The organism is Pseudohongiella sp. (assembly GCF_040877505.1).
Lineage (GTDB): Bacteria > Pseudomonadota > Gammaproteobacteria > Pseudomonadales > Pseudohongiellaceae > Pseudohongiella.
This window is the reverse complement of the sequence record NZ_JBBDNQ010000015.1, coordinates 81,706-108,227: the sequence shown is the minus strand read 5'-3', so window position 1 is coordinate 108,227 and position 26,522 is coordinate 81,706. Positions and strand designations below refer to the sequence as shown.

At 56.6% G+C, this 26,522-nt stretch carries 24 protein-coding genes; 6 read left to right on the top strand and 18 right to left on the bottom strand.

The window, feature by feature from the left end:
* Window positions 1–57: 57 nt before the first annotated feature.
* From WD071_RS04940 to WD071_RS04930, 3 genes are all read right to left on the bottom strand, one after another.
* Window positions 58–1,689 carry a methyl-accepting chemotaxis protein gene (locus WD071_RS04940; protein WP_368047235.1) on the bottom strand — a complete coding sequence of 544 codons (1,632 nt, stop codon included), beginning with the start codon at window positions 1,687–1,689 and terminating at the stop codon, window positions 58–60.
* Between the two features lie 111 nt (window positions 1,690–1,800).
* Entirely contained in the window at window positions 1,801–2,994 is a 1,194-nt protein-coding gene (locus tag WD071_RS04935; protein ID WP_368047234.1) for an acetyl-CoA C-acyltransferase, read from the bottom strand.
* Between the two features lie 18 nt (window positions 2,995–3,012).
* Window positions 3,013–3,468 (bottom strand): MerR family DNA-binding transcriptional regulator, encoded by a 456-nt coding sequence (locus tag WD071_RS04930; protein WP_368047233.1) that lies wholly within the window; start codon window positions 3,466–3,468, stop codon window positions 3,013–3,015.
* A 172-nt stretch (window positions 3,469–3,640) separates the two neighbouring features.
* Between WD071_RS04930 and icmF the strand changes: the two genes are divergently transcribed.
* The gene (gene icmF / locus WD071_RS04925; protein ID WP_368047232.1) at window positions 3,641–6,913 is read left to right on the top strand and encodes a fused isobutyryl-CoA mutase/GTPase IcmF; all 3,273 of its coding nucleotides are present in this window, start codon (window positions 3,641–3,643) and stop codon (window positions 6,911–6,913) included.
* Between the two features lie 183 nt (window positions 6,914–7,096).
* Here icmF and WD071_RS04920 read toward each other — a convergent pair whose 3' ends face one another.
* On the bottom strand, window positions 7,097–7,963 hold the full coding sequence (locus WD071_RS04920; protein WP_368047231.1) for a hypothetical protein: 867 nt from the start codon (window positions 7,961–7,963) through the stop codon (window positions 7,097–7,099).
* 212 nt (window positions 7,964–8,175) lie between these two features.
* Window positions 8,176–9,819, bottom strand: coding sequence for an alkaline phosphatase (locus WD071_RS04915; RefSeq protein WP_368047230.1), 1,644 nt, complete (start codon window positions 9,817–9,819; stop codon window positions 8,176–8,178).
* Between the two features lie 161 nt (window positions 9,820–9,980).
* On the opposite strand from WD071_RS04915, the gene WD071_RS04910 reads away from it, so the two are divergent.
* Together WD071_RS04910 and WD071_RS04905 are read left to right on the top strand one after the other, a co-directional pair.
* Complete coding sequence (locus WD071_RS04910) at window positions 9,981–10,784, top strand: sulfite exporter TauE/SafE family protein (protein WP_368047229.1); 804 nt, start codon at window positions 9,981–9,983, stop codon at window positions 10,782–10,784.
* Between the two features lie 22 nt (window positions 10,785–10,806).
* Window positions 10,807–11,262, top strand: a complete 456-nt coding sequence (locus WD071_RS04905; RefSeq protein WP_368047228.1) for an EVE domain-containing protein — start codon at window positions 10,807–10,809, stop codon at window positions 11,260–11,262.
* Window positions 11,263–11,299: 37 nt separating this feature from the next.
* Here the strand turns inward: WD071_RS04905 and WD071_RS04900 are convergent, their stop codons facing one another.
* The 3 genes from WD071_RS04900 to WD071_RS04890 form a co-directional block, all read right to left on the bottom strand.
* Window positions 11,300–11,614, bottom strand: a complete 315-nt coding sequence (locus WD071_RS04900; protein ID WP_368047227.1) for an ArsR/SmtB family transcription factor — start codon at window positions 11,612–11,614, stop codon at window positions 11,300–11,302.
* A 19-nt stretch (window positions 11,615–11,633) separates the two neighbouring features.
* Window positions 11,634–12,092 carry an SRPBCC family protein gene (locus WD071_RS04895; RefSeq protein WP_368047226.1) on the bottom strand — a complete coding sequence of 153 codons (459 nt, stop codon included), beginning with the start codon at window positions 12,090–12,092 and terminating at the stop codon, window positions 11,634–11,636.
* Between the two features lie 392 nt (window positions 12,093–12,484).
* Window positions 12,485–13,792: a D-amino acid dehydrogenase gene (locus tag WD071_RS04890; RefSeq protein WP_368047444.1), complete on the bottom strand. Its 1,308-nt coding sequence runs from the start codon at window positions 13,790–13,792 to the stop codon at window positions 12,485–12,487.
* A 198-nt stretch (window positions 13,793–13,990) separates the two neighbouring features.
* Between WD071_RS04890 and WD071_RS04885 the strand changes: the two genes are divergently transcribed.
* Window positions 13,991–14,497 carry an Lrp/AsnC ligand binding domain-containing protein gene (locus WD071_RS04885; RefSeq protein ID WP_368047225.1) on the top strand — a complete coding sequence of 169 codons (507 nt, stop codon included), beginning with the start codon at window positions 13,991–13,993 and terminating at the stop codon, window positions 14,495–14,497.
* A gap of 132 nt (window positions 14,498–14,629) precedes the next feature.
* Window positions 14,630–15,397, top strand: a complete 768-nt coding sequence (locus WD071_RS04880) for a class II aldolase/adducin family protein (RefSeq protein ID WP_368047224.1) — start codon at window positions 14,630–14,632, stop codon at window positions 15,395–15,397.
* Window positions 15,398–15,409: 12 nt separating this feature from the next.
* Here WD071_RS04880 and WD071_RS04875 read toward each other — a convergent pair whose 3' ends face one another.
* Complete coding sequence (locus WD071_RS04875; RefSeq protein ID WP_368047223.1) at window positions 15,410–15,634, bottom strand: DUF2835 domain-containing protein; 225 nt, start codon at window positions 15,632–15,634, stop codon at window positions 15,410–15,412.
* A 109-nt stretch (window positions 15,635–15,743) separates the two neighbouring features.
* On the opposite strand from WD071_RS04875, the gene WD071_RS04870 reads away from it, so the two are divergent.
* On the top strand, window positions 15,744–16,172 hold the full coding sequence (locus WD071_RS04870; protein ID WP_368047222.1) for a YqaA family protein: 429 nt from the start codon (window positions 15,744–15,746) through the stop codon (window positions 16,170–16,172).
* Between the two features lie 4 nt (window positions 16,173–16,176).
* Here WD071_RS04870 and WD071_RS04865 read toward each other — a convergent pair whose 3' ends face one another.
* The 9 genes from WD071_RS04865 to WD071_RS04825 form a co-directional block, all read right to left on the bottom strand.
* Window positions 16,177–16,896: an aspartate/glutamate racemase family protein gene (locus WD071_RS04865; protein ID WP_368047220.1), complete on the bottom strand. Its 720-nt coding sequence runs from the start codon at window positions 16,894–16,896 to the stop codon at window positions 16,177–16,179.
* Window positions 16,897–17,140: 244 nt separating this feature from the next.
* Window positions 17,141–17,368 (bottom strand): YbdD/YjiX family protein, encoded by a 228-nt coding sequence (locus WD071_RS04860; protein WP_368047219.1) that lies wholly within the window; start codon window positions 17,366–17,368, stop codon window positions 17,141–17,143.
* Window positions 17,368–19,407, bottom strand: coding sequence for a carbon starvation CstA family protein (locus WD071_RS04855; protein ID WP_368047218.1), 2,040 nt, complete (start codon window positions 19,405–19,407; stop codon window positions 17,368–17,370). Before WD071_RS04855 ends, WD071_RS04860 begins: the two co-directional genes overlap by 1 nt.
* A gap of 206 nt (window positions 19,408–19,613) precedes the next feature.
* A complete protein-coding gene (locus WD071_RS04850) occupies window positions 19,614–20,696 on the bottom strand; it encodes a calcium/sodium antiporter (RefSeq protein ID WP_368047217.1) in 1,083 nt (360 codons plus the stop codon).
* Between the two features lie 101 nt (window positions 20,697–20,797).
* The gene (locus tag WD071_RS04845; protein WP_368047216.1) at window positions 20,798–21,949 is read right to left on the bottom strand and encodes a diguanylate cyclase; all 1,152 of its coding nucleotides are present in this window, start codon (window positions 21,947–21,949) and stop codon (window positions 20,798–20,800) included.
* 141 nt (window positions 21,950–22,090) lie between these two features.
* Window positions 22,091–23,011 carry a hypothetical protein gene (locus WD071_RS04840; protein ID WP_368047215.1) on the bottom strand — a complete coding sequence of 307 codons (921 nt, stop codon included), beginning with the start codon at window positions 23,009–23,011 and terminating at the stop codon, window positions 22,091–22,093.
* A gap of 45 nt (window positions 23,012–23,056) precedes the next feature.
* Window positions 23,057–25,321 (bottom strand): TonB-dependent hemoglobin/transferrin/lactoferrin family receptor, encoded by a 2,265-nt coding sequence (locus WD071_RS04835; protein WP_368047214.1) that lies wholly within the window; start codon window positions 25,319–25,321, stop codon window positions 23,057–23,059.
* A 114-nt stretch (window positions 25,322–25,435) separates the two neighbouring features.
* Window positions 25,436–25,642, bottom strand: coding sequence for a hemin uptake protein HemP (hemP, locus tag WD071_RS04830; RefSeq protein WP_368047213.1), 207 nt, complete (start codon window positions 25,640–25,642; stop codon window positions 25,436–25,438).
* A 177-nt stretch (window positions 25,643–25,819) separates the two neighbouring features.
* Complete coding sequence (locus WD071_RS04825; RefSeq protein WP_368047212.1) at window positions 25,820–26,356, bottom strand: DUF924 family protein; 537 nt, start codon at window positions 26,354–26,356, stop codon at window positions 25,820–25,822.
* Window positions 26,357–26,522: the final 166 nt, after the last annotated feature.

The window sequence follows — 26,522 nt, the reverse complement described above, 5'->3', positions numbered from 1 at the left end:
GACGGAGGGGATTTTTCTCAGCAAAATCTCCTCCGTCCCCTTTTTATAATGCCCTTTTTATAGTGAGAACTGGCTGACCTGGGCGCGCAGCTCCTGGGCCAGTTTTTGCAGCTCTACGGCCGCCCGGGTGGTTTCACTTACAGCCTGATCGTTTTCTTCCGACATATGCGCGATGCGCTCAACATTGCGGGCAACGTCCTGGCTGGCATTGTCCTGTTCGCGCAGTGCGCTACTGATCTGATTTACGACGGAAACCACACGGCTGGCGCCTTCACGAATTTCTACAATAGCCTCGCCTGCCTGTCCTGCCAGCAAAACTCCGGAGTTCACCTGTTCCACACCCACGTTCATGTGAGATACCGCATCCTGCGTGCCTTGCTGGATCTTGTTAACCATGTCGGCGATTTCCTGCGTGGACGAACTGGTACGTTGTGCCAGCAGCCTGACTTCGTCTGCCACCACAGCAAAGCCCCGACCCTGCTCGCCGGCACGGGCCGCTTCGATGGCGGCATTAAGAGCCAGCAGGTTGGTCTGATCGGCGATTTCCTGAATGACACGCACGATGCTGGTTATTTGCTCGGAAACCTGCTCAAGCTGACCAATCTGCCTGGCGGAGGTTTGCACCGTGTCGGCGATACGTTGCATGCTTTCCAGTGTGCGCTGAATCACTTCGCCGCCTTGTTCGGACCGAAGGCCGGCATCGGATGAAATACTATGCGCCTCTTTGGCATTCTCGGCGACGCTGCTGATGCTGACTGTCAGTTGCTCCACCGTGGCAGCCATGGCGCCGGCAGACTGGGCCTGTTCGCTGGTAGCCACCGAGAGCTGGTTGGAAGCGCTGGAAATCTGCTCTGATGCGCCCAGCAACTGCTCGGAGCCCTGGGTAATCGCCTGAATCATATTGCGCAGACGTTCCTGCATGTCATTAAAGGCTTTGCCCAGATCTGCCACCTCATCGGAACCATCGCTGGGAACGCGGGTGTTGAGCTTTCCATCGGCGATCTGTCTGGCCGCGGTTACCATGTTACCAAGACGGGTGGCGATATTTCGGGACAGGGACAGCGCGATCACGACCGCCAGAATGGCTGCTATCAGGCCGCCGGCCACCAGTATCAGCAACGCGAAATCCTGGCTGGCAGTCATGGTCGTACGGCGTTCATCCAGCAAGGACTGTTCTTCCCGTATCACGTTGACAACCAGGTCCTTCATGGCGTCCATTTTTTCCTTCTCGGTCGCCTCGGCCACTCGCGCAGTGATCTGCGATTGCTCTGCCAGGCCCTGACTGACTTGCAGGGTCAGTGCGCGAAGCGGCTCGACATCTTCTGACATCCAGCTTTGATACTGTTGATGTATGTCAGCTATGCGTTGTAATTGAACCGGGTTGTCCGACACCAGTTCATTGAGAGCAATGCGCATACGGGTGTAATCATTTGTGCCCAGTTCCAGAGGTTCCAGAAAGGCTGTATCCCCAGTCATCGCGTAGCCACGCAGGCCAGTCTGGATGTTGATCAGCCCCGCCATCATGGTTCGGGCATCGTCTATCACATTGTAAGTATGTACATTCAGATCGACGTTAGCGTCAATGTCGCTAAGGCTGCGCCAGACGCCGAACATCAGGGAAAAAATGATCAGCAGAACCGCCGAAAAACTCAGGAACAGTTTTTTGGCAATGGTAAATTTTCCCAGCATCGAAGTTTCCTCGCAGCGCGTGTCTGACGTCCAGCAATTTACGTCTGGCAATTTATAGTCAGATAAACATCGGCTGCGATCCGGAATTCTTGAACACTATGCACCATTTTGTTACACGAGCTCAATCGCCACCGCCACCGCTTCACCACCGCCAATGCACAGACTGGCAATGCCCCGGGTTTTGCCCAGTTTTTTAAGCGCATACATCAGCGTCACGATGATACGTGTGCCCGAAGCACCCACGGGATGACCCAGGGCGCAGGCGCCGCCGTGGATGTTGACCTTGTTGTGGTCCAGGCCGAGTTCCCGCATGGCCAGCATGGGCACCATGGCAAAGGCTTCGTTGATCTCGAACAGATCGACGTCGTCAACCGACCAGCCAGTTTTCGCCAGCACTTTTTGGATGGCGCCGATGGGTGCCACCGTAAACTCGCTGGGATGACGGGCATGGCTGGACTGAGCCAGCAGACGCGCCATCGGCTGCAGACCCTTATCGTGGGCAGTGCTTTCGCGCATCAGCACAACGGCGGCTGCACCATCAGATATAGATGATGAATTTGCCGCTGTGATGGTCCCGTCCGCAGCAAAGGCCGGGCGCAACGTGGGTATCTTGTCGGGGTTGGCCTTGCCCGGCTGCTCATCGTGCTGCACGGTAGTGTCTGTGCGACCGACTTTGACATCGACGGACACGGATTCTGCGTCAAACCAGCCTTCCCTGATCGCAGTTTGCGCGCGCGTGAGTGACTCAATGGCGTAATTGTCCATGTCTTCCCGACTCAGGCCGTGCTTGTCGGCCGTTTCCTGGGCAAAGCTGCCCATAAGACGGCCGGTGTAGGCATCTTCCAGACCGTCCAGGAACATGTGATCCTTGAGTTCGCCATGGCCCAGTCGCAGGCCGCTGCGGCCTTTGGGAATCAGGTACGGCGCCTGGGTCATGTTTTCAATGCCACCAGCCAGCACTGTGTCAGCGTGTCCCGCCAGGATCTGGTCCATGCCCATCATCACGGTTTTCATGCCGGAACCACACATCTTGTTGACCGTGGTGCATGGCGTCGTGACGGAAAGTCCCGCGCCCAATGCAACCTGGCGTGCCGGTGCCTGTGCCAGGCCAGCGGGCAGCACACAGCCCATCAATACGTCATCGATAACGCTGTCATGCTGCGCGGGATCCAGGCCTGCACGTTGCAGTGCTGATTTGGCGGCGGCAATGCCCAAAGCAGGTGCGGTGACTGATGAAAACAGACCCTGAAAGCCGCCAATAGGGGTCCGGGCGCCGCCGAGAATGACAACGGAATCTTTATTCATGGGTGTGGTGTCCTTCGGTTAGTGATTGCTGCGCATCTGCGACAGGCGGTGTTTGCACTGAGATTCGAATTCCTTGAGTTCGTGCAGACTCAATTGAATATCTTCCAGCTGCTGTTTGAGAATCTGTTTGCGCTCGCCAATTTTGTCCAGCACGTGGCGCAGTTGCGCCAGTTCGCCGGTTGATGAGTCATACAGGTCAAACATCTCGCCAATTTCATCAAGCGAAAACCCCAGGCGTTTGCCGCGCAGGATAAGTTTGAGCCGGGTATGGTCGCGCTGGCTGTACAAGCGGTTGCGGCCGTCGCGTTCGGGCGTCAGCAGGCCTTCGCTTTCGTAAAAACGAATAGCGCGGGTAGTGATGTCAAATTCCTTGGCCAACTGTGAGATGGTATAGGTTTTCAGGCCGTCATCGAGGGGGTCCAGGGCATTGCTGCGCAAAAAACTGTCGCTCAGCGCTTGGGTGGTGTCTGGCATTTTGCTTTGAATTCCTTGATTGACGTTAACGTTAACGTCAATATAATAAATGACCTTGGTCTGCAGGACAACTGCCGTCAGAATCGTCAGTTGAACCTATGACAGACAACAGGCAAATAATAACAAATTCAGCATCACTCTGGCTTGTCCGTGAGCCGACAGGAGCAGTATCGTGTCATCAGTCGTCAAACTTCGCCCGGCCTCATCTCCGGCGCTGGAATTCCCTCGCTTCATAACCGCGGCCAGCCTGTTCGACGGCCATGATGCCGCCATCAATATCATGCGCCGTATGCTGCAGGCGTCAGGCGCAGAGGTTATCCACCTGGCGCACAATCGTTCAGTGCAGGAGGTTGTTGAGTCAGCCTTGCAGGAAGATGTGCAGGGTATTGCCATCAGCTCCTATCAGGGCGGTCACATAGAATACTTCAAGTACATGGTGGACATGCTGCGTGAGCGCGGTGCTGGCCATATTCAGGTCTTTGGCGGCGGCGGCGGGGTCATCATTCCCAGCGAGATCAAGGAGCTGCATGCCTACGGTGTCAGTCGCATCTATTCGCCGGAAGACGGTCAGACCATGGGCCTGCAGGGCATGATTGATGACATCATGCACAAGGTCACCGTTGAACGCAAAATGGGGCCAGGGCCGGATATCGCCGCTGCGCAGGCCGGTGATCGGCTCGCGTTGTCCCGGCTGATCAGCGCGCTGGAAATTGACGCACTGGACGCCGGACAAAAGACGCAGTTGCAACAGGCTGCTGAGGCAGTGGGTAATACTCCGGTGCTGGGTATCACAGGCACCGGCGGTGCGGGCAAATCATCGCTGACCGACGAACTGATTCTGCGTCTGCGCCAGGACAGTGATGATGAGCTGCGCATCGCGGTACTGGCAATTGACCCGACACGGCGCCGTACCGGTGGCGCGCTGCTGGGTGACCGGGTGCGCATGAATGCGATATACCACCCCTCGGTGTATATGCGCTCAATTGCGACCCGGCGTTCTGAAACCGAAGTGCCGACGTATTTGCGTGACATTATCAGCAGCGTAAAAATTGCCGGGTTCGATTTGATTATAGTTGAAACCCCGGGCATCGGTCAGGGCGATGCCGGCATCGTGCCCTATGTGAGCAGCTCGCTTTATGTGATGACGCCCGAGTTCGGTGCTGCCAGTCAGCTGGAAAAAATCGACATGCTGGACTACGCCGATGTCATTGCCATCAACAAATTCGATCGCAAAGGTGGTGAAGATGCGCTGCGTGACGTCAGCAAGCAGGTACAGCGCAACCGGGTCGCGTTTGACAAAACCGTAGAGCAGATGCCGGTTTATGGCACCATTGCCGCGCGCTTTAACGACGATGGCGTCACGGCGCTGTATCAGGCGCTGGTGCCGGTGCTGGCTGAGTACGGCTTGCCGGACTTCGAGCACAGACTGGCGCCTGTAGCCACCCGCACCTCGACGCAGCGCACGGTGATTGTGCCGCCTCAGCGCCAGCGTTACCTGGCGGAGATTGCTGATACGGTGCGCGATTACCGGCGCCGGGTGGAACAGCAGGCGGTGGTCGCCCGCGAACTGCAGCAACTGGAAGCGACGCAACAAATGGCCCGCGCAGGGGATGCGGCAGACGCTCTGGCAGAGAAACTGGCCGGTCTGATAAAACAGCGACATCAATTATTGGATGGCGACAGCGCTGCGTTACTGGAGAGCTGGCCCGTGTTGCAAAGTGAGTATGCTGCCGATGAACTGGTGACGGACATACGCGGCAAGAAACAGCGCAATTCGCTGGTATGGACGACCATGTCGGGCACACGTGTGCCCAAGGTGTCATTGCCTCGCTTCAACGATCATGGTGATATCCTGCGCTGGCTGGCGCTGGAGAATGTGCCGGGTCGTTTTCCTTACACGGCGGGTGTATTCGCGGTGAAACGCGAAGGTGAAGATCCGACGCGCATGTTTGCCGGCGAGGGTGACGCCTTCCGCACCAACCGTCGATTCAAATCCCTGTCCGAGCATGCCGAGGCCAAGCGCCTGTCTACGGCGTTTGATTCGGTAACACTGTATGGTTTCGATCCTGACGAACGCCCGGATATTTACGGTAAAGTGGGCAACTCAGGCGTTTCCATTGCCACCCTGGACGACATGAAAGCCCTGTACGACGGTTTTGACCTGTGTCACCCGACCACGTCAGTGTCAATGACCATCAACGGCCCGGCACCCACCATTCTGGCGATGTTTCTGAATGCAGCCATTGCCCAGCAGGTCGATCGATTCCGCAGCGAGCAGGGTCGTGAACCCAATGAGCAGGAAGCGGCGCAGCTGAAAGCCCAGACCCTGGCGTCCGTGCGTGGCACCGTGCAGGCCGATATTCTGAAAGAAGACCAGGGCCAGAACACCTGTATTTTCTCAACCGAGTTCAGCCTCAAGCTGATGGGTGATATCCAGGAGTACTTTATTGCCAACAAGGTACGTAACTTTTATTCCGTGTCCATATCGGGATATCACATTGCCGAGGCGGGTGCCAACCCGATTTCTCAGCTGGCGTTTACCTTGTCCAATGGTTTTACCTTTGTCGAAGCCTGGCTGGCGCGTGGTATGAGCATCGATGATTTCGCGCCCAATCTGTCCTTCTTTTTCTCCAACGGCATGGACGCGGAATACACCGTGTTGGGTCGGGTGGCACGGCGCATCTGGGCCACCACCATGCGTGAAAAGTACGGCGCCAACGAGCGCAGTCAGAAACTGAAATACCATATCCAGACCTCGGGTCGCTCGCTGCACGCCCAGGAAATGTCGTTTAATGATATTCGCACCACGCTGCAGGCATTGATCGCGGTATACGACAACTGCAACAGCCTGCACACCAATGCCTACGATGAAGCTGTCACCACGCCTACCGGTGAATCGGTACGCCGTGCAGTGGCGATCCAGTTGATCATAAACAAAGAGTGGGGTCTGGCACGTAACGAGAACCCGAACCAGGGCGCCTTTATCATAGACGAGTTGACTGATCTGGTTGAGGAAGCGGTGATACAGGAGTTTGAACGCATCGCCGAGCGTGGCGGTGTGCTGGGCGCGATGGAAACCGGTTACCAGCGTGGCCGAATTCAGGATGAATCCATGCACTATGAGCACAAAAAGCATGATGGTTCATTGCCCATCGTGGGTGTTAATACTTTCCTCAATCCTGAGGGTCAGGATGACGAAGCGGAGTTCACCGTCGAGTTGGCGCGTTCGACCGATGAGGAAAAACAAAGTCAGATACGCCGCCTGCGCGACTTCCAGCAACGTCACGCCAGCGCATCAGAGCAGGCCATCGAGCGCCTGAAGCAGGCCGCCATCAACAACGAAAACGTCTTCGAAGTGCTGATGGACGCCGTCCAGACCTGCTCCCTGGGCCAGATCACCAACGCCTTCTTCGAGGTCGGTGGCCAGTATCGCAGGAATATGTGACCGCCAGGGACGGCGGAAATGCCGTTTTTGCAGGAGCAAAAAACGGCGGACCGAAGGTAAGGGATGGCGGCGCCTGCAATTGCTCCTGCATTGCAGGCATTTCCGCCATCCCTGGCGGGCAAATGCCGTTTTTGCAGGGAGCAAAAAACGGCGAACTGCCTGTGGACTGAACCCAAAACTTCCTTACATGTCTCCAAAATGAAATGGCGGGTCAGGCGCTGTCACTTCGAATGTCGCTGTGTAATCGCCGTCTTCCAGTTCCCGCAAATCCTGGCTGAACACGGTTTCGGTCGTCGATGCGTCGACAGCCAGAGTGACCGACAGTTTTTGGGTAAACGGAGAGGCTTCGCCTCGATACAGCGAATACGCGATAGTATTCAGTCCGTCACGCAGCCCGCCCATGACAATCGCGACACCTCCGGATATTTGTTCAATACCGTTGATCGAAACCTTCACGGTGCAGCCAGTGCAATTGACTACCACTTGCCCCATGATCGTGGCAACAGGTAAAAGATCGGGAGCTGGCTCTACCTTGCCGTTTACCGCCCTATCCTCTGGAATCCAGGACTCGTCAAAGATTGTTTCCGCTCCTGATTCAGTGAATTGAGGTTTGGAGTACGTGTGAACATGATCTACTTTCCATGATTCATCTTCCTGTACAAACCGGATGAACAGGAAAGTTACCATGGGTTCTTCGGCCGGTTGACGGAGAGGGTGTATGGCCTCTGTCTTTAGTACCAGCCCAGCGGTGGCACCCTCCACCATTGTCTGAACAATCTGGGCCTGGTCAAGGGCGGGAAGTGTATGGCCCACCGTATCTAGATGTTCAGCCCCCATTTCCCGTCCAGTGCTTGCGAGAAAATTATCAGTGGTATTGAGATTTCGACGCGACACGACATGACTAAAGCCCGTCAGATTGCGGTCACTGCCCGCCTGCAGGAAGGTATCAAACCGCTGGCGCAAAGTGTCTTCCAAGGGCTGGCCATACGCTAACGAATTTATGAACAAGTTGGCAAGACAGAAACCGAGAGCGTTCAGAGGAACTTTCATAGTGCTGAGCCTCTAGCATCAATTCTGGAATCCTATATCCGAATTGACAGGGACGCAACCATCCCCGCAGTCCTTGCGGGGATACTCTGCGCTGAGGACAAGCCTGAAAGTAATAACTTATTCACCCAAAAGCCAAGATATGACGTGAAGCAGATCTTTGGTAACTCAATGGGTCGATTGGTTGGTATTGATCTTCATCTTCATCACCAACCCTAACGAATAACATGCTCACCGGCAAATGCGAGCAGGGGCTGCGTCTCTTCCACCTCATACGCCTGCTCCATCACTGTTGACACATACAGAAACTGCGAGGCGACGCGCTCGCGTGTGATGTCCAGCTCCAGCCAGCCCCGGCCCAGGCCGCGCATGTAGCGCATTTCCGGGCTGTTGCGCATGAAGGCTGCCACCAGTTCGTTTTCCGGCAGCGGCAACAGGTTTTCAAACCCCGGCGAACTGACGCTGGGGGTGCCAAACTCCACAGCAATGGCATCGCCCTCATCATCGTGCAAATCAAATGCCCAGGAGCTGTGGGTGTCGCCGGCAAGCACGACAGCGTTGTTGGCGTGTTGCTGGAACAGGTCGAGGACCCGTTCGCGGTCAGCGGGGTAACCATCCCAGGCGTCCAGGTTCAACGGCAGACCCAGTTGACCACGCTGGCGCAGCATGCCGTAGCGGCTGGATGCAATGCCCGGACGCACGTCGTCAGCGAATTCTTCATCAGCGACCAGGGGTATTTCCTTACGCCCCATGATGACCTGCTGACCAATGACCTGCCAGGGAATACCAGCCTCGGCGGAACGCCGCAGTTCGCGCTCGAGGAAGCTGTGCTGGGTGCTGCCAAGCAGAGTGCGGGCAGGGTCGGCGAGACCGCGACGCAGCGTGTCGATGTTCATCTCGTGAGTCAGCTGTTCATCGCGCGCCACAAGCCGGGTGTCCAACATGATCAGGCTGGCCAGATCACCAAAATCGAAACTGCGATAGATGATGCCGTCTTCTATGGTGCCCTGTTCGCGGATCGGCAGCCATTCGTAGAAGGCCCGGATGGCTGCCCGGCGCCGTGCACCAAATTCGCCTTCGCCCTGATCCGGGTCATGATTTTCCGCCCCGGTGACAAAGGTGTTGTTGGTAATTTCATGGTCATCCCACACGCAGATAAACGGATGCGCCTGATGCACGGCCTGCAGGTCGGCATCGGAGCGATACAGTCCGTAACGCATGCGATAGTCTTCCAGCGATACGATTTCGTGTTCGGGTTGCACATGGCGCCCTTTATCCAGCATTTCGGCATTGGCATAACCACCTTCAGCGTATTCATAAATGTAGTCGCCCAGATGCACGACCGCGTCACAATCGCGTTCGGCGATTTCACGATAGACGTTGAAGTAGCCCTGCGGATAGTTGGAGCAGGACACCACCGCCAGCCGCGCCTGCTCAACGCCTGTCGCGGGCAGGGTGCGCGTACGCCCGACCGGGCTGTGGATGCCCTGAGCGATAAATCGATAGAAATATGACGTCCCGGCTTCCAGTCCACTGGCGTCAACCTTGACGGTGAAATCCCGCTCCGGCCCGGTCAGTGTGCTACCGGCCGCGACCACTTGCTCAAAGCGCTGATCACTGGCGACCTGCCACTGCACATCAATACTTTCGGCCTGCCCACTGCCCGGCAGTGCCCGTGACCACAGAATGACACGATCCTGCAGCGGATCGCCGCTGGCAACTCCATGCGTGAAGTGAGCTGCGGCAGCGGCGTAAATGGGCAGGCCGCGCACAGACAGGGCGCCCAGCATGGTAGCTGACACTTGCAGGAAACGACGACGATTGAGGCGATGCTGCGAGGTTTTCTGGGAAGAGGGCATTGGCAGGCTCCTGTCTGGGGTGGCGACTGATAGGGTTTCCATGCTAGTGAAACAACACGACAGATTGGTGACAATTGGCCTGTGTGCATCAGGGGTTGGTTAGACATCCGTCACTGTTTGCCATGATAATGGCGGTACATCATTCAGCAAGAGACTAACGCGTGATTATCTGGATTGTCAGCTATTTGTTACTTGGCGTCGTGACCGGCTTCCTGGCCGGCCTGTTTGGCATCGGCGGTGGCGCGGTCATGGTGCCAGTATTGACCGTGATGTTTGTGGCACAGGGTTTTGCCCCCGATTATGTTGTGCATCTGGCCCTGGGCACGTCCATGGCGGCGATCGTGCCTACCTCGATCGCCAGCCTGCGCGCGCACAACAAACATCGTGCCGTGCTCTGGCCCGCGGTACGTGGTCTGGCGCCGGGCATAGTCGTGGGCACCTTTGCAGCGACCTTTCTGGCGGCCTGGTTGTCGCCGCAGCCATTGGCCATCTTTTTCTGTCTGTTCATGACCTATGTGGCGGTGCAGATGATTCTGAACCGCAAACCGGATCCGGCGCGGGAGTTGCCTGGACTGGCGGGTCTTTCCACGGTCGGGGGCGGCATAGGCGGCGTGTCGGCACTGGTGGCCATCGGCGGCGGTACCATGACGGTCCCGTTTCTGGTGTGGTGCAATGTGCGCCTGCAAACCGCCATTGGTACCTCGGCGGCAGTGGGCCTGCCCATCGCGTTGGCCGGTTCCATGGGTTACGTGCTCAATGGCTGGGGCAATGCCACCCTGCCCGCGTATACCATCGGATTTGTATACTGGCCCGCCGTGCTGATGATGGCCGCGGCCAGTTTTCTGACGGCGCCGTTGGGGGCTAAGTTGGCCCACAGCCTGCCGGTAGCAACCCTGAAGAAACTGTTCGCCGCCCTGGTGATCCTGCTGGCGCTGCAGATGCTGCGCACGGTTCTGACCTACTGAAAAGCGATAAGGGAAAACATTCATGGCGAAGTGGCTCGCGAAAACCGAACCGGACGAATGCAGTATTGAGGACTTTGCCGATCATCCCGACAAGGCCATTGTGTGGGAGGGCGTGCGCAATTATCAGGCGCGCAACTTCCTGCGGGACATGGCCGTGGGTGATGAGATATTTATCTATCATTCAAGCTGCAAGCATATCGGTATTGCCGGCATTGTGAAGGTGGTGCGCAGCGCGTATCCGGACCCGGCGCAGTTTGATAAAAAATCTCCGTACCATGATGCCAAAAGTCCCCCGGACAAGCCGCGATGGACGGCCGTGGATATGGTATTCGTTAAAAAGCTGCCGCGTTTGATTGCACTGGATGAACTCAGGGGCGTGCCCGGGCTGGAGGCGCTGCCGCTGGTGAAAAAAGGCAATCGGCTGTCAATCATGCCCGTCAGCGAGGCGGAGTGGAACATCATACTGGCCCTGTGTTGATTGGCATCACGGCATAGACGACCCCGCCGCCTTGCTGTCAGTCCTCAACAAAGGATTTTAATCGACCGAGAGCGTCATCCCATTGCCGTGACACCATCGCCAGGTAGCTGCGCGCCTGTTGAACGCCTTGCGGGCGAACCAGGTAGCGGCTTTCGCGACCCACGCGTCGGCTCTGCACCAGTCCGGCCTCATGTAATACCGCCAGGTGTTTGCTGATCGCCTGGCGACTCAGCCCGCTGCCTGCTGTCAATTCAACAATGGCGTGGGGCTGCCCGTCCTGCAGTCTGCCTAGCAGTGCCAACCGCGTCGGATCACCCAGTGCGGCAAAAATCGGCGCTGCATCGTCTGGCATGACGTTATCCCGCAACTGTTCAGGCATGGCTGATCACATACTCACTGATGTTTTGCGCCTGAATGTCCCAGCCCTGGGTGTTGCTGCGAATGATGTCGGCACGTAGCGATTCAGGCAGCGCCGCCAGGCCGGACTCGGTAATGGTCAGACGGGTACCGCCGTCGATGGCTTCAAGACGGAGTTCGACGCGTGTGCTGGGCTCTTCGCTCAGGGGTAGGCCTGAATCCTCGCCTTCATGGAACCAATGAAACGACAACATGCTTTCCGGCTCGACTGTCTCCACGATCGCCAGCCACTCATACCCTTCGTAGCCGGGGTAAGTCATGGCACCGGTTGATTTTTCGCCTGCCACAAAGGGCTCGTTCAGTTTCACCCGAAACCATTCGCCGAACTGCCGGTAATCACTGATGGCCTGCCAGACTCGCGACACGGGCGCCTTGATATCAACTGTTTTTACGATTTTGTCTTGACTGTTCATATGCAACCTCCTGGTTGCGCATAGCATAAATGCATTTCGACGATAAATGCAACCAGAAAGTAGCGCTTTTTATGATGTGTTGTTGGAAAAGGTAAGCGAGGCAATCGTTTTTGACTCTGCTATAGTTTAAATAGTTAAAAGTAAAACAAAGCTGTACATCATTCTTCGTGACTAATGAATGACAGTGCAACTATTAATAAGAGGTAGCTCATGCGTACCATTAGCGTCAGCCAACTGCGCGTCAACATATTAAAATATATGGAAATGGCTGCATCTGGAGAGGAGATTGAGGTGACCAACGATGGCCAAGTGCTAGCGATACTGAGCCCGCCGCTAAACAAGAAACATCAGGCGCGCCAGCAGCTTTCTGTGCTGGCGCAAACCGCCTTGATTTACGATGTTGTCAGCCCGGTCTCAAATGACTGGAGTGCAGCCGCCTGCGCCGAATAGCGGCCTATATCCAGGCCCTCGATGCTGATCTGCGGTCGTCGCCCGGTCATGATGTCGGACAGGACATGCGCGGAGCCGCATGACATGGTCCAGCCCAGCGTGCCGTGGCCGGTGTTCAGATACAGGTTTTGTATTGCCGTTGCGCCCACCACCGGGGTGCCGTCCGGTGTCATCGGACGCAGGCCCGCCCAGTAACGGGTGTCACTGTTGTCACCGCCATCAGGGAACAGATCGTTCACAACCATTCGCAGTGTTGCCAGCGGTTTGCTACGCAGGCGCAGATCATGCCCGGCCAGTTCTGCGGTGCCGCCGACACGGATACGGTCGTCAAAGCGGGTGATGGCCACTTTGTAGGTTTCGTCCATAATGGTTGAGACCGGCGCCTGGTTTTCATTGCGTACCGGAATGGTCAGTGAATAACCTTTAACCGGGTAAACTGGCAAATCGATGCCCAGGGGTTTTACCAGCGCGGGTGAGTAGCTGCCCAGTGCCAGCACATAATTGTCGGCAGTCAGGGTTTCCTTGTCACCATCAGCCGTCGTGATATCAACACCGGTCATGTGATGACCGGTGCTGTTCAGGGTGTTGATGTCGCAGCCGTATCTGAATTGCACGCCCAGCGCCCGGCAGCGAGCCTCAAGCTCGGCGGTAAACAGCTGGCAGTCGCCGGTTTCGTCCAGCGGCAGGCGCAGGCCACCGACAAATTTTTCCTTGCTGCTGGCCAGTCCCGGCTCTGCCCGCACACAACCTGCTTTATCCAGTAGCTCAAAAGGCACGCCCAGTTGCTGCAGCACGGCAATATCCTGCGCCGCCGCGTCCAGTTGTTTTTGGGTGCGGAACACTTGCAGGGTGCCGCGCTGGCGCTGCTCGTAGTCAATACCGGTTTCCGAACGCAAGGCAATCAGGCACTGACGGCTGTGATCCGCCAGCCGCATCATGCGCTCCTTGTTTACCGCATACCGTGCCGAGGTGCAATTACGCAGCATCTGCAGCATCCAGCGGTACTGTTGCAGGTCAGCGGTCGGGCGGATGGCCAGTGGCGCATGTTTGGAGAGCAGCCATTTGATGGCTTTCAACGGCACACCTGGCGCCGCCCAGGGCGCAGAATAGCCGGGTGATATCATGCCGGCGTTGGCGAAACTGGTTTCCTGCGCAGGTCCGGGCTGGCGATCGACCACGGTAACCTGATGACCGGCCTTAGCCAGGTACCAGGCGGTGGTGATGCCAATCACGCCGCTGCCCAGAACCATACTGTGGCCTGTGTTGGCGTTGTGCTCGGAACTTGCGTTAAACATAGTGTTCCCGGTCCTTCGCCCTGGTAGTGGGCGGTTTGAATCGTGGATTAGTAAGGAGGCCATTGTAAGACGAGTCGACTTTGTGTATTTTCTGAATACAGACATTAAGCTAGTGAATAACTCTGAAAATTTTTATTTCGGCAGGAATAAGTCATGAAAACACGCAGAGCCTCCAGCCGTGAGCTGGACAAGATTGATCGCCAGATCCTGCGTATTCTGCAGCGCGAAGGACGTATCTCTTATGTAGACCTGGGTGAGCGTGTGGGTTTATCGACCACACCCTGCATGGAACGGGTCAAACGCCTGGAGCGGGAAAAGTTCATACTCAGCTACGGCGCCCGACTGAATCCGCACAAACTGCAGGCCAATTTGTTGGTGTTTGTGGAGATCAACCTGACCTCAAAATCGGCCACTATCTTTGAAGACTTTCGCCGCGCCGCCATCAAACTGCCGCATGTACTGGAATGCCATCTGGTATCCGGTGATTTTGACTACCTGGTCAAGGCCAGGATTTCGGAAATGGCGTCTTACCGGAAGCTGCTGGGGGATATCCTGCTGACACTGCCCGGTGTGCGTGAATCCAAAAGTTACATCGTCATGGAAGAAATCAAGGAGACGCTGGAATTGCCGGTACCGGATGATGTGCCCGACACGGTGTGAGGACATGGCAGTATAGCTCGTTGCCAATCATACTGCTGGCGCTGACGGTGTGCCAGCGCAAAAAGTGCTGGAAACCACTGCCGCAACAGGCAACAATCGTGACCTGCCAGTTAATGTATCCGGAGGAATCAAATGAGTGCCAACCCGAAAAACCTGTTTGCGTCACGCCCTGCACATATCAGTGATGAGGAGTGGCAGGTTCGTGTTGATCTGGCGGCAGCCTATCGTCTGGTGGCGCATTTTGGCTGGGATGATCTGATATTCACCCACCTGTCAGCGCGGGTGCCGGGTGGCGATGATCATTTTCTGATCAATCCCTACGGCCTGATGTTTCACGAAATCACCGCGTCATCGCTGGTGAAAGTGGATCATCAGGGTGAGATTGTTGATGACAACGGTTACCGGATCAATCCGGCCGGGTTTACCATTCACAGCGCCATTCACATGGCCCGCGACGACGCCGGTAGTGTCATGCACCTTCACAATCATGCCGGCACTGCAGTCTCCGCGCAGAAGGAAGGGCTGCTGCCGATTACCCAGACCGCGATGCTGGTACATCCACGTATCGCCTATCATGACTACGAAGGCGTGGCGCTGAATCTCGATGAGCGCGAGCGCATCGTTAACGATCTGGGCGACAAGGACATCATGATCCTGCGCAATCACGGCACCCTGACCGTGGGTAAAACCGTGCCCGAAGCGTTTACCCTGATGTACTTTCTGGAGAATGCCTGCGAAAAACAGATTCGTGCCCAGGCCGGTGGCGAGCTCAATTACCCGTCGCAGGCGGCCATTGAAACCACCCGCCAGCAGTCGGAGACCTTGCCCAAGGTCGCACCTTTGTTATGGCCCGGGCTGATTCGGACTCTGGATGCCAAGGACGACAGCTATCGAGGCTGATTCTTGGCAAGCTTAGCCAAGCCGGGACACCGCAATCAATTTGTTGTTGTCATCAAGCTCCAGTTTGAAGCTTCCATTGATGCCATCATGGCTGACGAAGCGTTGCAGGATTGTCGTCGGAAACTGCACTCGCCGCCCGTCTCGGGCATGACAGGAGACATGCCGCGCGGAGCCTTTGTAGTGCCGCAGGAATTCATCGGCGCTGATGCGCAGGTCAACAATCAGGGTTTGTGGCATATGTAAAAACCGAACTTTGTTGCTGGCCAGAGATCAGGGGCATATTGACGACCTGGTATCGACAGATCGTTGCTACGTCTAAAGCCTGATTATAAAGAAAGAGAGTCACTTGTCATACCTGTCGCTTTTCATCACCGGTTTTGTTGCTGCTACGCTGTTACCAGCCTCGTCTGAGTTGCTGTTGCTGGCACTGTTTCAGCAAGGTCTTGCCCCCGGCCTGCTCTGGTTGTCGGCCACCGCCGGCAATACCCTGGGTTCCTGTGTGAACTGGTACCTGGGCCGTGAAATCCTGCGCTTTGAGGACAAACGCTGGTTTCCTGTCAGCCGCGACAGTCTGCAGCGCGCGGAAAAGCAATTCAATCGCTATGGTTACTGGAGTCTGTTGTTTGCCTGGCTGCCAGTGGTGGGTGATCCGCTGACCTTTGTCGCCGGCATGTTGCGAATGCGTTTCGCCCTGTTTGTTGCACTGGTGCTGCTTGGCAAGGGTGTGCGTTACGCCGTATTGTTGCTGCTCGCCGCAGGTCTGTTCCCGGAATGACAGTTTATCCCTGGCTGATGCTGTTCAGCGGGATCTCGTCCAGTGCCAGCGCAATCGCCTGCTGGGCATGAATTGCGGTGGTGTCATACAAGGGCACTGGCGTGTCCTGCTGTTGAATCAGCAAGGCGATTTCAGTACAACCCAGAATCACGCCCTGCGCGCCACTTTCCGCCAGCCGGGCAACGATATCCAGATAACGTGCTTTTGACGTTTTGTTGATAACACCCAGGCAAAGTTCCGAATAAATGACTTCGTGTACGATTGCGCGCTCGTTTTCATCCGGCACCAGTACCTCAATACCCTGCGCTTGCAGGCGCGCCTTGTAGAAGTCCTGTTCCATGGTGAATTTTGTACCCAGCAACCCGACACATTTAATGTCGTTGTTAATCAATACCCGGGCGGTGGCGTCAGCGATATGCAGAATGGGGATGTCGAGCCTGGCCTGAATCTGCGGTGCCACCTTGTGCATGGTGTTGGTACAGATCAGCAGGAAGTCGGCGCCGGCGTTTTGCACGGACACCGCAGCGTCGGCAAGAATCTCTGCTGTCTGCGCCCAGTCCCCTTGATGCTGCAGGGTTTCGATTTCGGCGAAATCGACACTGACCATGGCGATTCTGGCTGAATGCAGACCACCCAGTTTCTGCTTGATGCCTTCATTGAGGGCGCGGTAATAACTTTGTGTTGATTCCCAGCTCATGCCGCCGAGCATGCCAATGGTTTTCATCTTTTTGTCCGCCTGTCTGCGTAAAAGTGGATGTCCTTATCCACCCTTTATAACAGGTCAGCGCGGCAGGTGAAACACAAGGGAGCCTCTGAATAAGTCTATGGTTGCTCTGCGGGAGTCTGGCGCGTGTTGCTGCAAGGCGTCGTGCGAAGGTAATGGCCGTAGCCCTTGGCAAGTACGACAACGCGGCAGCGGCGCGCGCCAGGCCCCGCCCAGAGTGCTCATAGACTTGTTCAAAGGCTCCCTAACAGGGGCAACGACTGACCTTGCCGTCGCCGCCCCCGTAGCGGGCATCCACCCGGTTGCGATACCAGGCAGCGTAGTCCAGTACCGGCAGGTCCGGGTGGTGTGACTGCATGTGTGCCAGGTATGCGTCGTAATCACCGACGCCTATCATCAGGCGCAGGGTCTGGGCCGTCAACGACAGCCCCCGGCGCAATGTGGCAGGACGTAAATAATTGCCGGCATTCATCACGCATACTCCCGCGCAGCAATCATGTCGTCAGAAGACGGATTGTTTAACGCCTGACGGATGGCCCTGAAGGCAAAGAAGACCATGGTGACCACGATCACCATAAAAAACGCGGTCATGAAGGCATTGATGCGATCGTTGAACAAGACCGCTTCCATCTGCGCCATGGTGGTGGCCGGGGCCAGTATTTCACCGCGGGCGATGGCGCTGGCAAACACCTCGGCGTGCGCCAGGAAACCAATGGCCGGAATCTCGCTGAACAGTTTTTGCCAGCCAGCGATCAGGGTGATCAACAAGACCCATGCCGCCGGTACTGCCGGCACCAGGGCGAGTCGACCACGACCCATACGCACCAGTGCCACCGTGGCCAGAATCAGCGCGATGCCTGCCAGCATCTGGTTGGAGATACCGAACAGCGCCCACAGGGTATTGATACCGCCAAACGGATCAGCGACGCCCTGATACAAAAAGTATCCCCAACCCGCGACCACCAGACTGGTGGCCAGCAGGTTGCCGAACAGGTTGTTGGTGTCTTTTAACGTGGGCACGGCGGTACCCAGCAGGTCCTGCATCAGGAAGCGACAGACACGCGTGCCGGCATCCAGCGTGGTGAGGATGAACAGGGCTTCAAACAGGATGGCAAAGTGATACCAGAACGCCATCATCGCGCCGCCACCCAGGGCCTGCGACAGGATATGCGCCATACCCACGGCGAAGGTCGGAGCGCCGCCGGTGCGCGACAGAATGCTGCCCTCGCCCATGTCAGTGGCCAGTTGGCTCAGCGTTTCCGGTGTCACCACAAAACCCCAGGAACTGATGGCCGCAGCGGCGCTTTCCACGGTGGTACCGATGATCGCAGGTCCGCTGTTCAGTGCGAAATAGACACCCGGGTCCAGCACGCAGGCTGCGATCAACGCCATAATGGCAACAAAGGATTCCACCAGCATGGCACCGTACCCTATGGGGCGCACGTGTCCCTCATTATCGATCATCTTGGGTGTGGTACCGGAAGACACCAGTGCGTGGAAACCGGATACTGCGCCGCAGGCGATGGTAATAAACAGGAAGGGGAACAGGGAACCGGAAAACACCGGGCCAGTGCCATCAATAAACGGCGTCACTGCCGGCATCAGCAAGGGTGGATTGACCACCAGAATGCCGATGGCCAGACCAATGATAGTACCGATTTTGAGGAAGGTTGACAGATAGTCGCGCGGTGCCAGCAGCAGCCACACCGGCAGCACCGACGCAATGAAACCGTAAGCCATCAGCCACAGCGTCAGGGTTTTGCCGTCCAGGTAAAAGACCTGGCCCCAGTACGGGTGGGCGGCAACGGTCTGGCCGTAGATCAGCGCGAACATCAGCAGACCAAAACCGATGACTGAAATCTCGCCCACTTTTCCGGGCCGGATGTACCGCAGGTAAATGCCCATGAACAATGCGATGGGTATGGTGGCCGCCAGCGTGAACACGCCCCACGGACTGCCGATCAGGGCCTTGACCACAACCATGCCGAGCACAGCCAGCAGGATGATCAGAATCGCCATGATACCGATCAGGGCCACGATGCCCGCGACCGATCCCATTTCGCGCCGGATCATTTCACCCAGCGAGGCACCGTCGCGTCGGGTCGACAGGAAAAGGATGATCATGTCCTGCACAGCACCCGCCAGCACAACACCTGCCAGTATCCACAGGGTACCGGGCAGGTAACCCATTTGCGCGGCAAGTACCGGGCCGACCAGGGGGCCGGCGCCGGCAATCGCGGCAAAGTGGTGACCGAACAGCACCCACTTGTGCGTCGGTACATAGTCGAGTCCGTCCGCCATCCGGTGCGCGGGTGTGGGCCGCGCCGGGTTCACCAGCAACACTTTATCGGCGATAAAACGACTGTAAAAACGATAGGCGATCAGATAAACAGACAACGACGCTACGACCAGCCACAACGCGCTGATGGTTTCGCCACGGTGCAAGGCCAGCACGGCCAGGCACACCGCACCGATCAGGGCGATCACGCCCCACATAAGTTTTTCTTTCATGATGTTGGTTTCCGGCACTAAGAGGATAGTGCGGCATCAGCATACGCCTGCTTTGCAAGCAGCGGGAGAGAGGTAATATGAAATTTTTTGTGACGTGATTTATGGAACAGTAATTGCAGTACGGCGGCAGTCACAGCCAAAGCGATGGCCACGGTGCCGTAACGCCCAGGGTCGTTTATGCCCCGGGCGCAGAGTGACAGAGTGGCTTACGATTTTGCCGATTTTTTACGCCGGAGTTCTCTGACTGTCAGTGCCAGCATGGTTACAAACGTCAGAGGAATTGCGCCGTACAGCATCAGCGGTCCAAACCAGGTCAGTGCCTGATTGCTGGTCGCGACCAGGACCAGATAAACCGTGTAAGCCACGTAATACGCCAGCAACACAAAACCTTCCTGCCGACTGATGACACCACCGGTCAGGAAAATGGGCACACAGGCCAGTGCAACCAGAATCATGACCGGGATGTCGAAACGCACGAACTCGGGCGACACGGCAATGCCAGAGGGGGCGATGATACTGGCGATACCCAGCACGCCCATGAGGTTAAAAATGTTGCTGCCCACGACGTTGCCGACAGCAATGTCACGCTCACCGCGCAATGCAGCAATGATTGACGTCACGACTTCCGGCATTGAAGTGCCGGCCGCCACGATGGTCAGGCCTACAATCAATTCGCTGACGCCCAGATATTGAGCGAAGGCGACGGCACTGTCGACGAACCAGCGCGAGCCGGTCACCAGCAATATCAGCCCGATGACAATCAATGCCGTATCCTTCAGCCAGCCAACTTTGGCTGTCGGAGCAATGCCATACTCCTGCGCAAACTCCTGCTTGACGGCGGCACTTTCCCTGCGGCTCAGATAAATCAGCACGGTGATGTAAGCCAGCAAACCAACAAACAGAATGATGCCGTCGATTCGGCTGAAACCGCCGTCCAGTGCCAGCAGCAGAACAAAGACGGACAGGGCGAGCATAAAGGGCACATCGATTCTGATTAACTGGCTGGAGACAACCAGCGGCACGATCAGCGCGGATACGCCCAGAATGAACAGCACGTTAAAAATATTACTGCCGACGACATTACCTACGGCAATGCTGGCCTGGTCGGACAAAGCGGACTTGACGCTGACGGCGAGCTCGGGTGCACTGGTGCCAAAGGCAACTACCGTCAGTCCGATGACCAGCGGCGAAATGCCGATGGCAGCTGCAAGGCGGCAGGCGCCGCGCACCAGGGCTTCAGCACCTGCAATCAGAAAAACCAGACCCACAACAAACAATACGATCGTCATAACGGTACTCCGGCAGCTATTGTGATCACACTCGGTAATTTCAGGGTGATTATGCGGCGCAGCATAACGACAGCAAAAAGCAACGTCCAGTGGTCCGGGGTTTATTTTTCTGCTCTGATACGCGCTTTGTCCCGATACATGTCAGCGTCGGCAATACGCAGTAACTGGTCGGCTGTCTCGCCGCCTGCGTGGCACACGGCGGCGCCGATGCTGACCCTGATATTAAAGCTGCCGCCAGGAACGTCAAGAGGACCTTCCAGGCGTGTGCGCAAACGGTTGATCACCTGTTCGAGCGTTTCATCGGAATCTACCAGGCGGGCGAGTATCAGAAATTCGTCACCCCCCAGGCGACCGGCAAAGTCTGCCGCTCGCACAGCATTGCGCAGACGATCGGCGATGCCGTGCAGCAGCCTGTCGCCAGCGCTGTGACCGAAGCGATCATTAACCAGCTTGAACTCGTTGATGTCCGCAATGATGACGGCGAAGGTTTCGCCGCTACGCTTGCTTTCCGCCAGGGTCTGCTCCAGTCGTTCATCAATGCAGCGACGGTTGGGCAATCCGGTCAGGGAGTCTTCGCGCGCCATTTGCATGACCTGTTGTCGGGAGCGGAAATAACACGCCACGCTGATGCCGAACATCCACATCACATAAAAATTGGTGCCGGTGAACAGGAACCACTGGGTCACCGTCGAGCCGGTGCCACCCATGACCTGGTCACTGTTGGTCATTGCCGTCAGCAGTCGAGCGCCGATCGACAGTGCCATCAAAGCCGAGCCAAAGCTGGCGAGAATATTGGCGTACAACTCATCGCGACCTGCGGGGCGCCAGATAAAAGCGACCGACGTCACCAGCATAAAGGTCATGGTGAAGGAGTCGTGGAATATGTACCGGGCTGCGGCGTCAAAGCGATTGATCCACGATGCCAGTAAGAACACGGGGATCAGGGCGAGCAGAAACAGCCAGCGGCGCCGACTGGCAAAACCCCGGAAGCGCAAGGTGCCTTCCATCAATAACATGTTGCCAGGCAAACTGAGGGAGTTGCTCACGAAAGGCGCCACGCCATCGGGAAATTCAAGTCGCACACCCAGAAACAATGTCAAGGTAGACGTCAGCAGTAACACACCACCCAGCAACCAGAGTGTTACACCAGGCATATCGCGATTGATGCGCCAGATCAGCAGCAGCACAATAACCGTGGTGAACGCCATGCTGACAAAGGTCAGAGTCAGCGTGGCAATATCCAGTTCTAGCATGTCGAATGCGGTTTCCTGTATCGATCTTGTGGAGTTGATCGAATTTGAGGATAGCCGCTAATGACAATGCCGTCCAGCCGGTATTACGAAGCGGAAGGCACCTTGTACTTCAGACCCGCTACTGTAGGTCAGTGCTTCGCCTCAGGGGCTTGGCGCCAGCGACTGAATCTGTCGTTCTATCCAGTCGGCCACCGCCGGGTGGGGCACCAGCCCGGTTTCGTCAGCCACATAGTCCAGGCCTTCCAGCACGTCGGCGTAGGGACCAAAGCCATGCACGCGGTACGGCACCACCAGCGCAGTTCGGCTGGCAGCGTTGGCGGCACCCACATAGTCGCGCACAATCTGCTGCGCTGCCTCGCGTTTCTCTGGCCAGTCTTCGCGCAGGGTGGCCACCTTTATGTTATTGAAGTTGTATCCGTTGCGCAGGGCGTCCGTGCGCTCATTGATATACTGCAGCCAGCGTTCGTTTTCAGCATCATCACCTGGGCCGTGCGCCAGTATCAGTACATCTTCGTTTGCCGGATTACTGCTCAGCCCCATGACCCGCTCGATCAGAACCGCATCCATTTCCGGTGCTTCGGACAGGCCTTCCTGGCTCAGGCGAAACCGGGCATCGCTGTCCACACGCCAGAATTCCATCCGGTGTCCACTGTGTTGTGCGTGGCCGCCGTGTTCACCGTGCATCGCTGGTTCTGGTTCAGGCCGTTCGGGTGCGCCTTCCTGCAGGCCGAGTATTTGCGCTGTGCGCTCCAGCCAGCTTTCGCCGCTGATGAACAGGCGCACCACGCCGATGTCGGTGACACCACGCGACTCAAGCTTGCTGACGGCCTCCTGCAATGAGTAGGCGTCTGCCATACCGAAGGCGATTTCCATGTCATATTGCCTGCTTAATGGCCGCAGCATCTCGGTTACGCCGTTATTCCAGTCCTGTGCCCCGCCATGTGCCATGACAACAACACCGAATTTTCCTTCACTGATGGTGCTCAGGTTCTGGGCATGAATGGCGGTTGCCTGCATCAGAAAACACCATGTGGCCAGCGAAACGCCTCGAATAATGGTCATCACAAAACTCTCCTGTCTGCCGGCAAGCGGGCAGCTAAATATTGGTTAAAATGAAAAATTGACAGCCAGCCGGGCGTTGATGCCAGGCGCCTGGCGGTCGGCGATTGCGCTGCTGTCGTCTGCGCTTAGCCCGCGAATGCGACTCCAGCGCGCGTATTGCGTATCAAGCAGATTGAAGACACCAAAGCGGATACTGGCTCTGGGCGTCAGGTTATAGTGCCCGACCAGATCCAGGACCTGATAGGCTTCGCCGGTGACCTGATCATCCGCGGCCACCCTGGTTTTGGCACCAACAACGGTGGCAATGCCTTCGATGGCCCAGCGCTCGCTGCTCTGGTAGCGTAACCCACTGACCAGCGTTACCGGATCAACCGAGTTGAGTTCAGTCCGGCTGCTTTCGTCCCGGCCCCGGGCCCAGGCCAGTGAATTGCGCCATGACAACTGCGCACTTAACTGCCAGTCGTAAGTCGCCTCGGCGCCATAGATGCGGGCTTTGCCCACATTGCTGTCCTGAAACAGCATGATGCCGTCCTGCATGCCCACCAGTTCGCTTTCAATGAAGTCGTCATAACGGTTGTCGAACACGGCAACGGTATAACGCCCGGTGTCGGTTGTGCCACGCAGACCGACTTCCAGGCCCTGGCTGGTTTCTGCTTCCAGGTCCGGGTTCGGGACGGTGGCATAACCGTGACCCAGGTTAACAAAAGCCTGGTTGGCTTCATCAAAATTGGGTGGCCGGAAACCTTCGGCGTACTGGGCAAAGGTGCTCAGGCTGGCGTTGACCTTGTAGATGGCGCCGAGATTCCAGGACACATTGTTTTCATCAAACTTGCTGATCTCAAAACCACCCCAGTCGGAAATATCCCCGGTGCCGGTGAACAGATCATCCATACGTGGGTCCATCCGGTAGCGGTCATAGCGCACGCCCGGAATGACAATAAGGTTCTCGTCCATGAGAGAGATTTCATCCTGAAAAAATACCCCGCTGCGCACTGTGCGCGTATCCGGAAATGTCTTGTTGGGAAAAACTTCCGGCGGCGCCATTGGGTAGCTGGGAATGGCGCGACTGATGGCACCGGTGCTCAGTTCGGTATCGAACCGGTCGCGGGGGCGTTCGGTATCTGTGTGTTCATAACTGATGCCATAAACCATGTTATGGCTTGCATTGCCCAGAGACAGTCGCTTGTCTGCGATGATCATGCCGCTGACGGTGTCCTGGTTAAACTCGAGACTGGTAAAACGATTGGCCTGACTGCCCCGGAAACTGGCCGGGTTCATCGGGTTTACAAAGGCGTAACTGGTGCGGGTCTGCTCGGTTTGCTGATTGGCATCGGTGCGCTGTCGATGCAATCGTGTGCTGATGTTGTCCGCCAGCGGACTTTGCAGTGACCAGTCATGCATCAGGCTGATTCGCAAGCGGTCAGTGGTGTCGCTGCCTACCGATCGGGACACACTGCTGCCCAGTTCGTTGTCGAGGCGGGTGTCAATAGTGCGTTCATTGGCATCAATGGCCAGACTGAAAGCCTGATCAGCTGAAGCATCCCAGCGTGTTTTCCAGAACAGGTTGTTGCTCTCGCCGTCCTGAGGATTCAGCGCCCCCGAACCTTTAATCTCCTGCTCCTCAAAATCGCGGCGGGTCAATTGCAATACACTGCCAATACTGCCCGATTGTGCGGCGATGGTCGCGCCTGCCTTGCTCTGGTTGTTGTCGCTGCTCCCAGCGGCTCGTATGTCGGTATGCAGGTTCTGCCCCGGCGCCAGATAATCGGCTGCATCGCGTGTCCTTAACAGTACAACACCACCCAGGGCGTCGGCACCGTAAAGCACCGAGGCCGGACCGCGTATGACTTCGACCGCTTTCAGATCGTCGACTTCGAAACCGTCCTTGCCATACGAAGAAGGGCCTGCGGCGTACATATCGGTACTGCGCACGCCGTCAATGACAGTCAATACCCGGTTGCCACCGATACCGCGAATGCTGAACCCTTCGTCTCCGCCGCGAGCCGCATTGTCCATGCCAAGACCGGGCTGGTAGCGGATGACATCGGCCAGACTGTCGGCCAGTGTTTGTTGAATCTCTTCGTCGCTGATAACTGATACAGTCCCGGCGATTTCCTGCACACTGCGCTGAAGGTAGGTCGCAGTGACTATCACCTCATCGACCGCATCGACAGCGGTGTGTTCCTGAGCAGAAGCCGACATGGCAGCAGCGCTCATTAGCGGCAACAGGGGTACCAGAACGCTGAGCGCTTTGCGCTTGTACCGGTGCTGCCTGAACAGGGATGTGGTGGATGCAGATGTTGTGGGCATGGGCATAGCTCTCCTGTAAAAGAGAGTCGGGCTGGCTGCCATGCATGTTCGCAACAGGGTGGCTGGCTGGACTCGAAACCGCTGCAATGAGGGGATCGCAGCGTTAGGTCACACTTACTTGGTTAAAATCAACTTCCCGCTTGCCGTGATGCGCAGGGCATAGTGCTCTCCATTGTGTTCAATGGTGATGAGCCTGCGGCCCTTGAACAGAGCTTTGCTGCTGACAGCGGGTTCTGCTGGTTTGATGCCGGTTGTGGCCGGCTTGTGACAGCTTTCGGCCATGGGTTGCACTCCTTTTTGCTCAAATTGCCGATCAGGCATCAGAGGCTTGACGCCTGATGTCATATTGGAAAGGCCATGATAAAAGCAAAATTCTTAAAACGCAAACAATAATCATTATCATTAGATGATTTTTGTTGCTTCCCGTATCCCGGGCTTCCGGGAGGGATCGCAGACCGGGAGATCAGGACGGAGCAGGCTTACAGGACGAGGTTTATGTCAGAAGGATGAGCCCGGTTGCTTGAGAAATTCGGTTTCCTCAAGGGTTGATGGCCGCCCCAGGATTGCATTGCGGTGCGGATAGCGGCCAAAACGCTCAACGATTTCCTTGTGCTTGATCTCGAATTTCAAATTATCTTCCAGGCCATTACGTGTATACAGATCAACGGCCTGATCATGTATCAACAGTGATTCGCTGTGCATGTAGGGCATGTACAGAAAGCTGCGCTGTATGGGGGTCAGTGCCGCATCGGCGCCGACGGCAACAGCTTCCTGGGCCAGTGCCAGGGCAAGAGGGTCCGCAGCGAACGCCCGAGCGGTATCCCGGAACATATTGCGCGAAAACTGATCCAGTACGATGATCTCTGCCAGCCGACCCTGGGCGGTCCGGCGCCACGAATACAGCTCACATTGTATGGCCCGGGTATGCAGTTCCGCATAACGATCAGCAATCATGGCGTCAAAATCCGTGTCTTTTTTCCACCACTGGGCAGGCTTCAGCTCGTCAAACCAGAATGTCAGAATGTCTTCAGGCATTGTGCGTCCTCGCATTTGCAAAGTCGGGTCAGGTTATGTGTGGGTTCATGTTATTCTGGCTTAACGTTCCTGTCACCACCGGGGCGGGTACATTGGCATGAGCTGGCTGGATGTAGTTGGGTTTAGTTGAGCGTCGGAGACAGTCCCGGCGGTGCCGGCCAGTTAA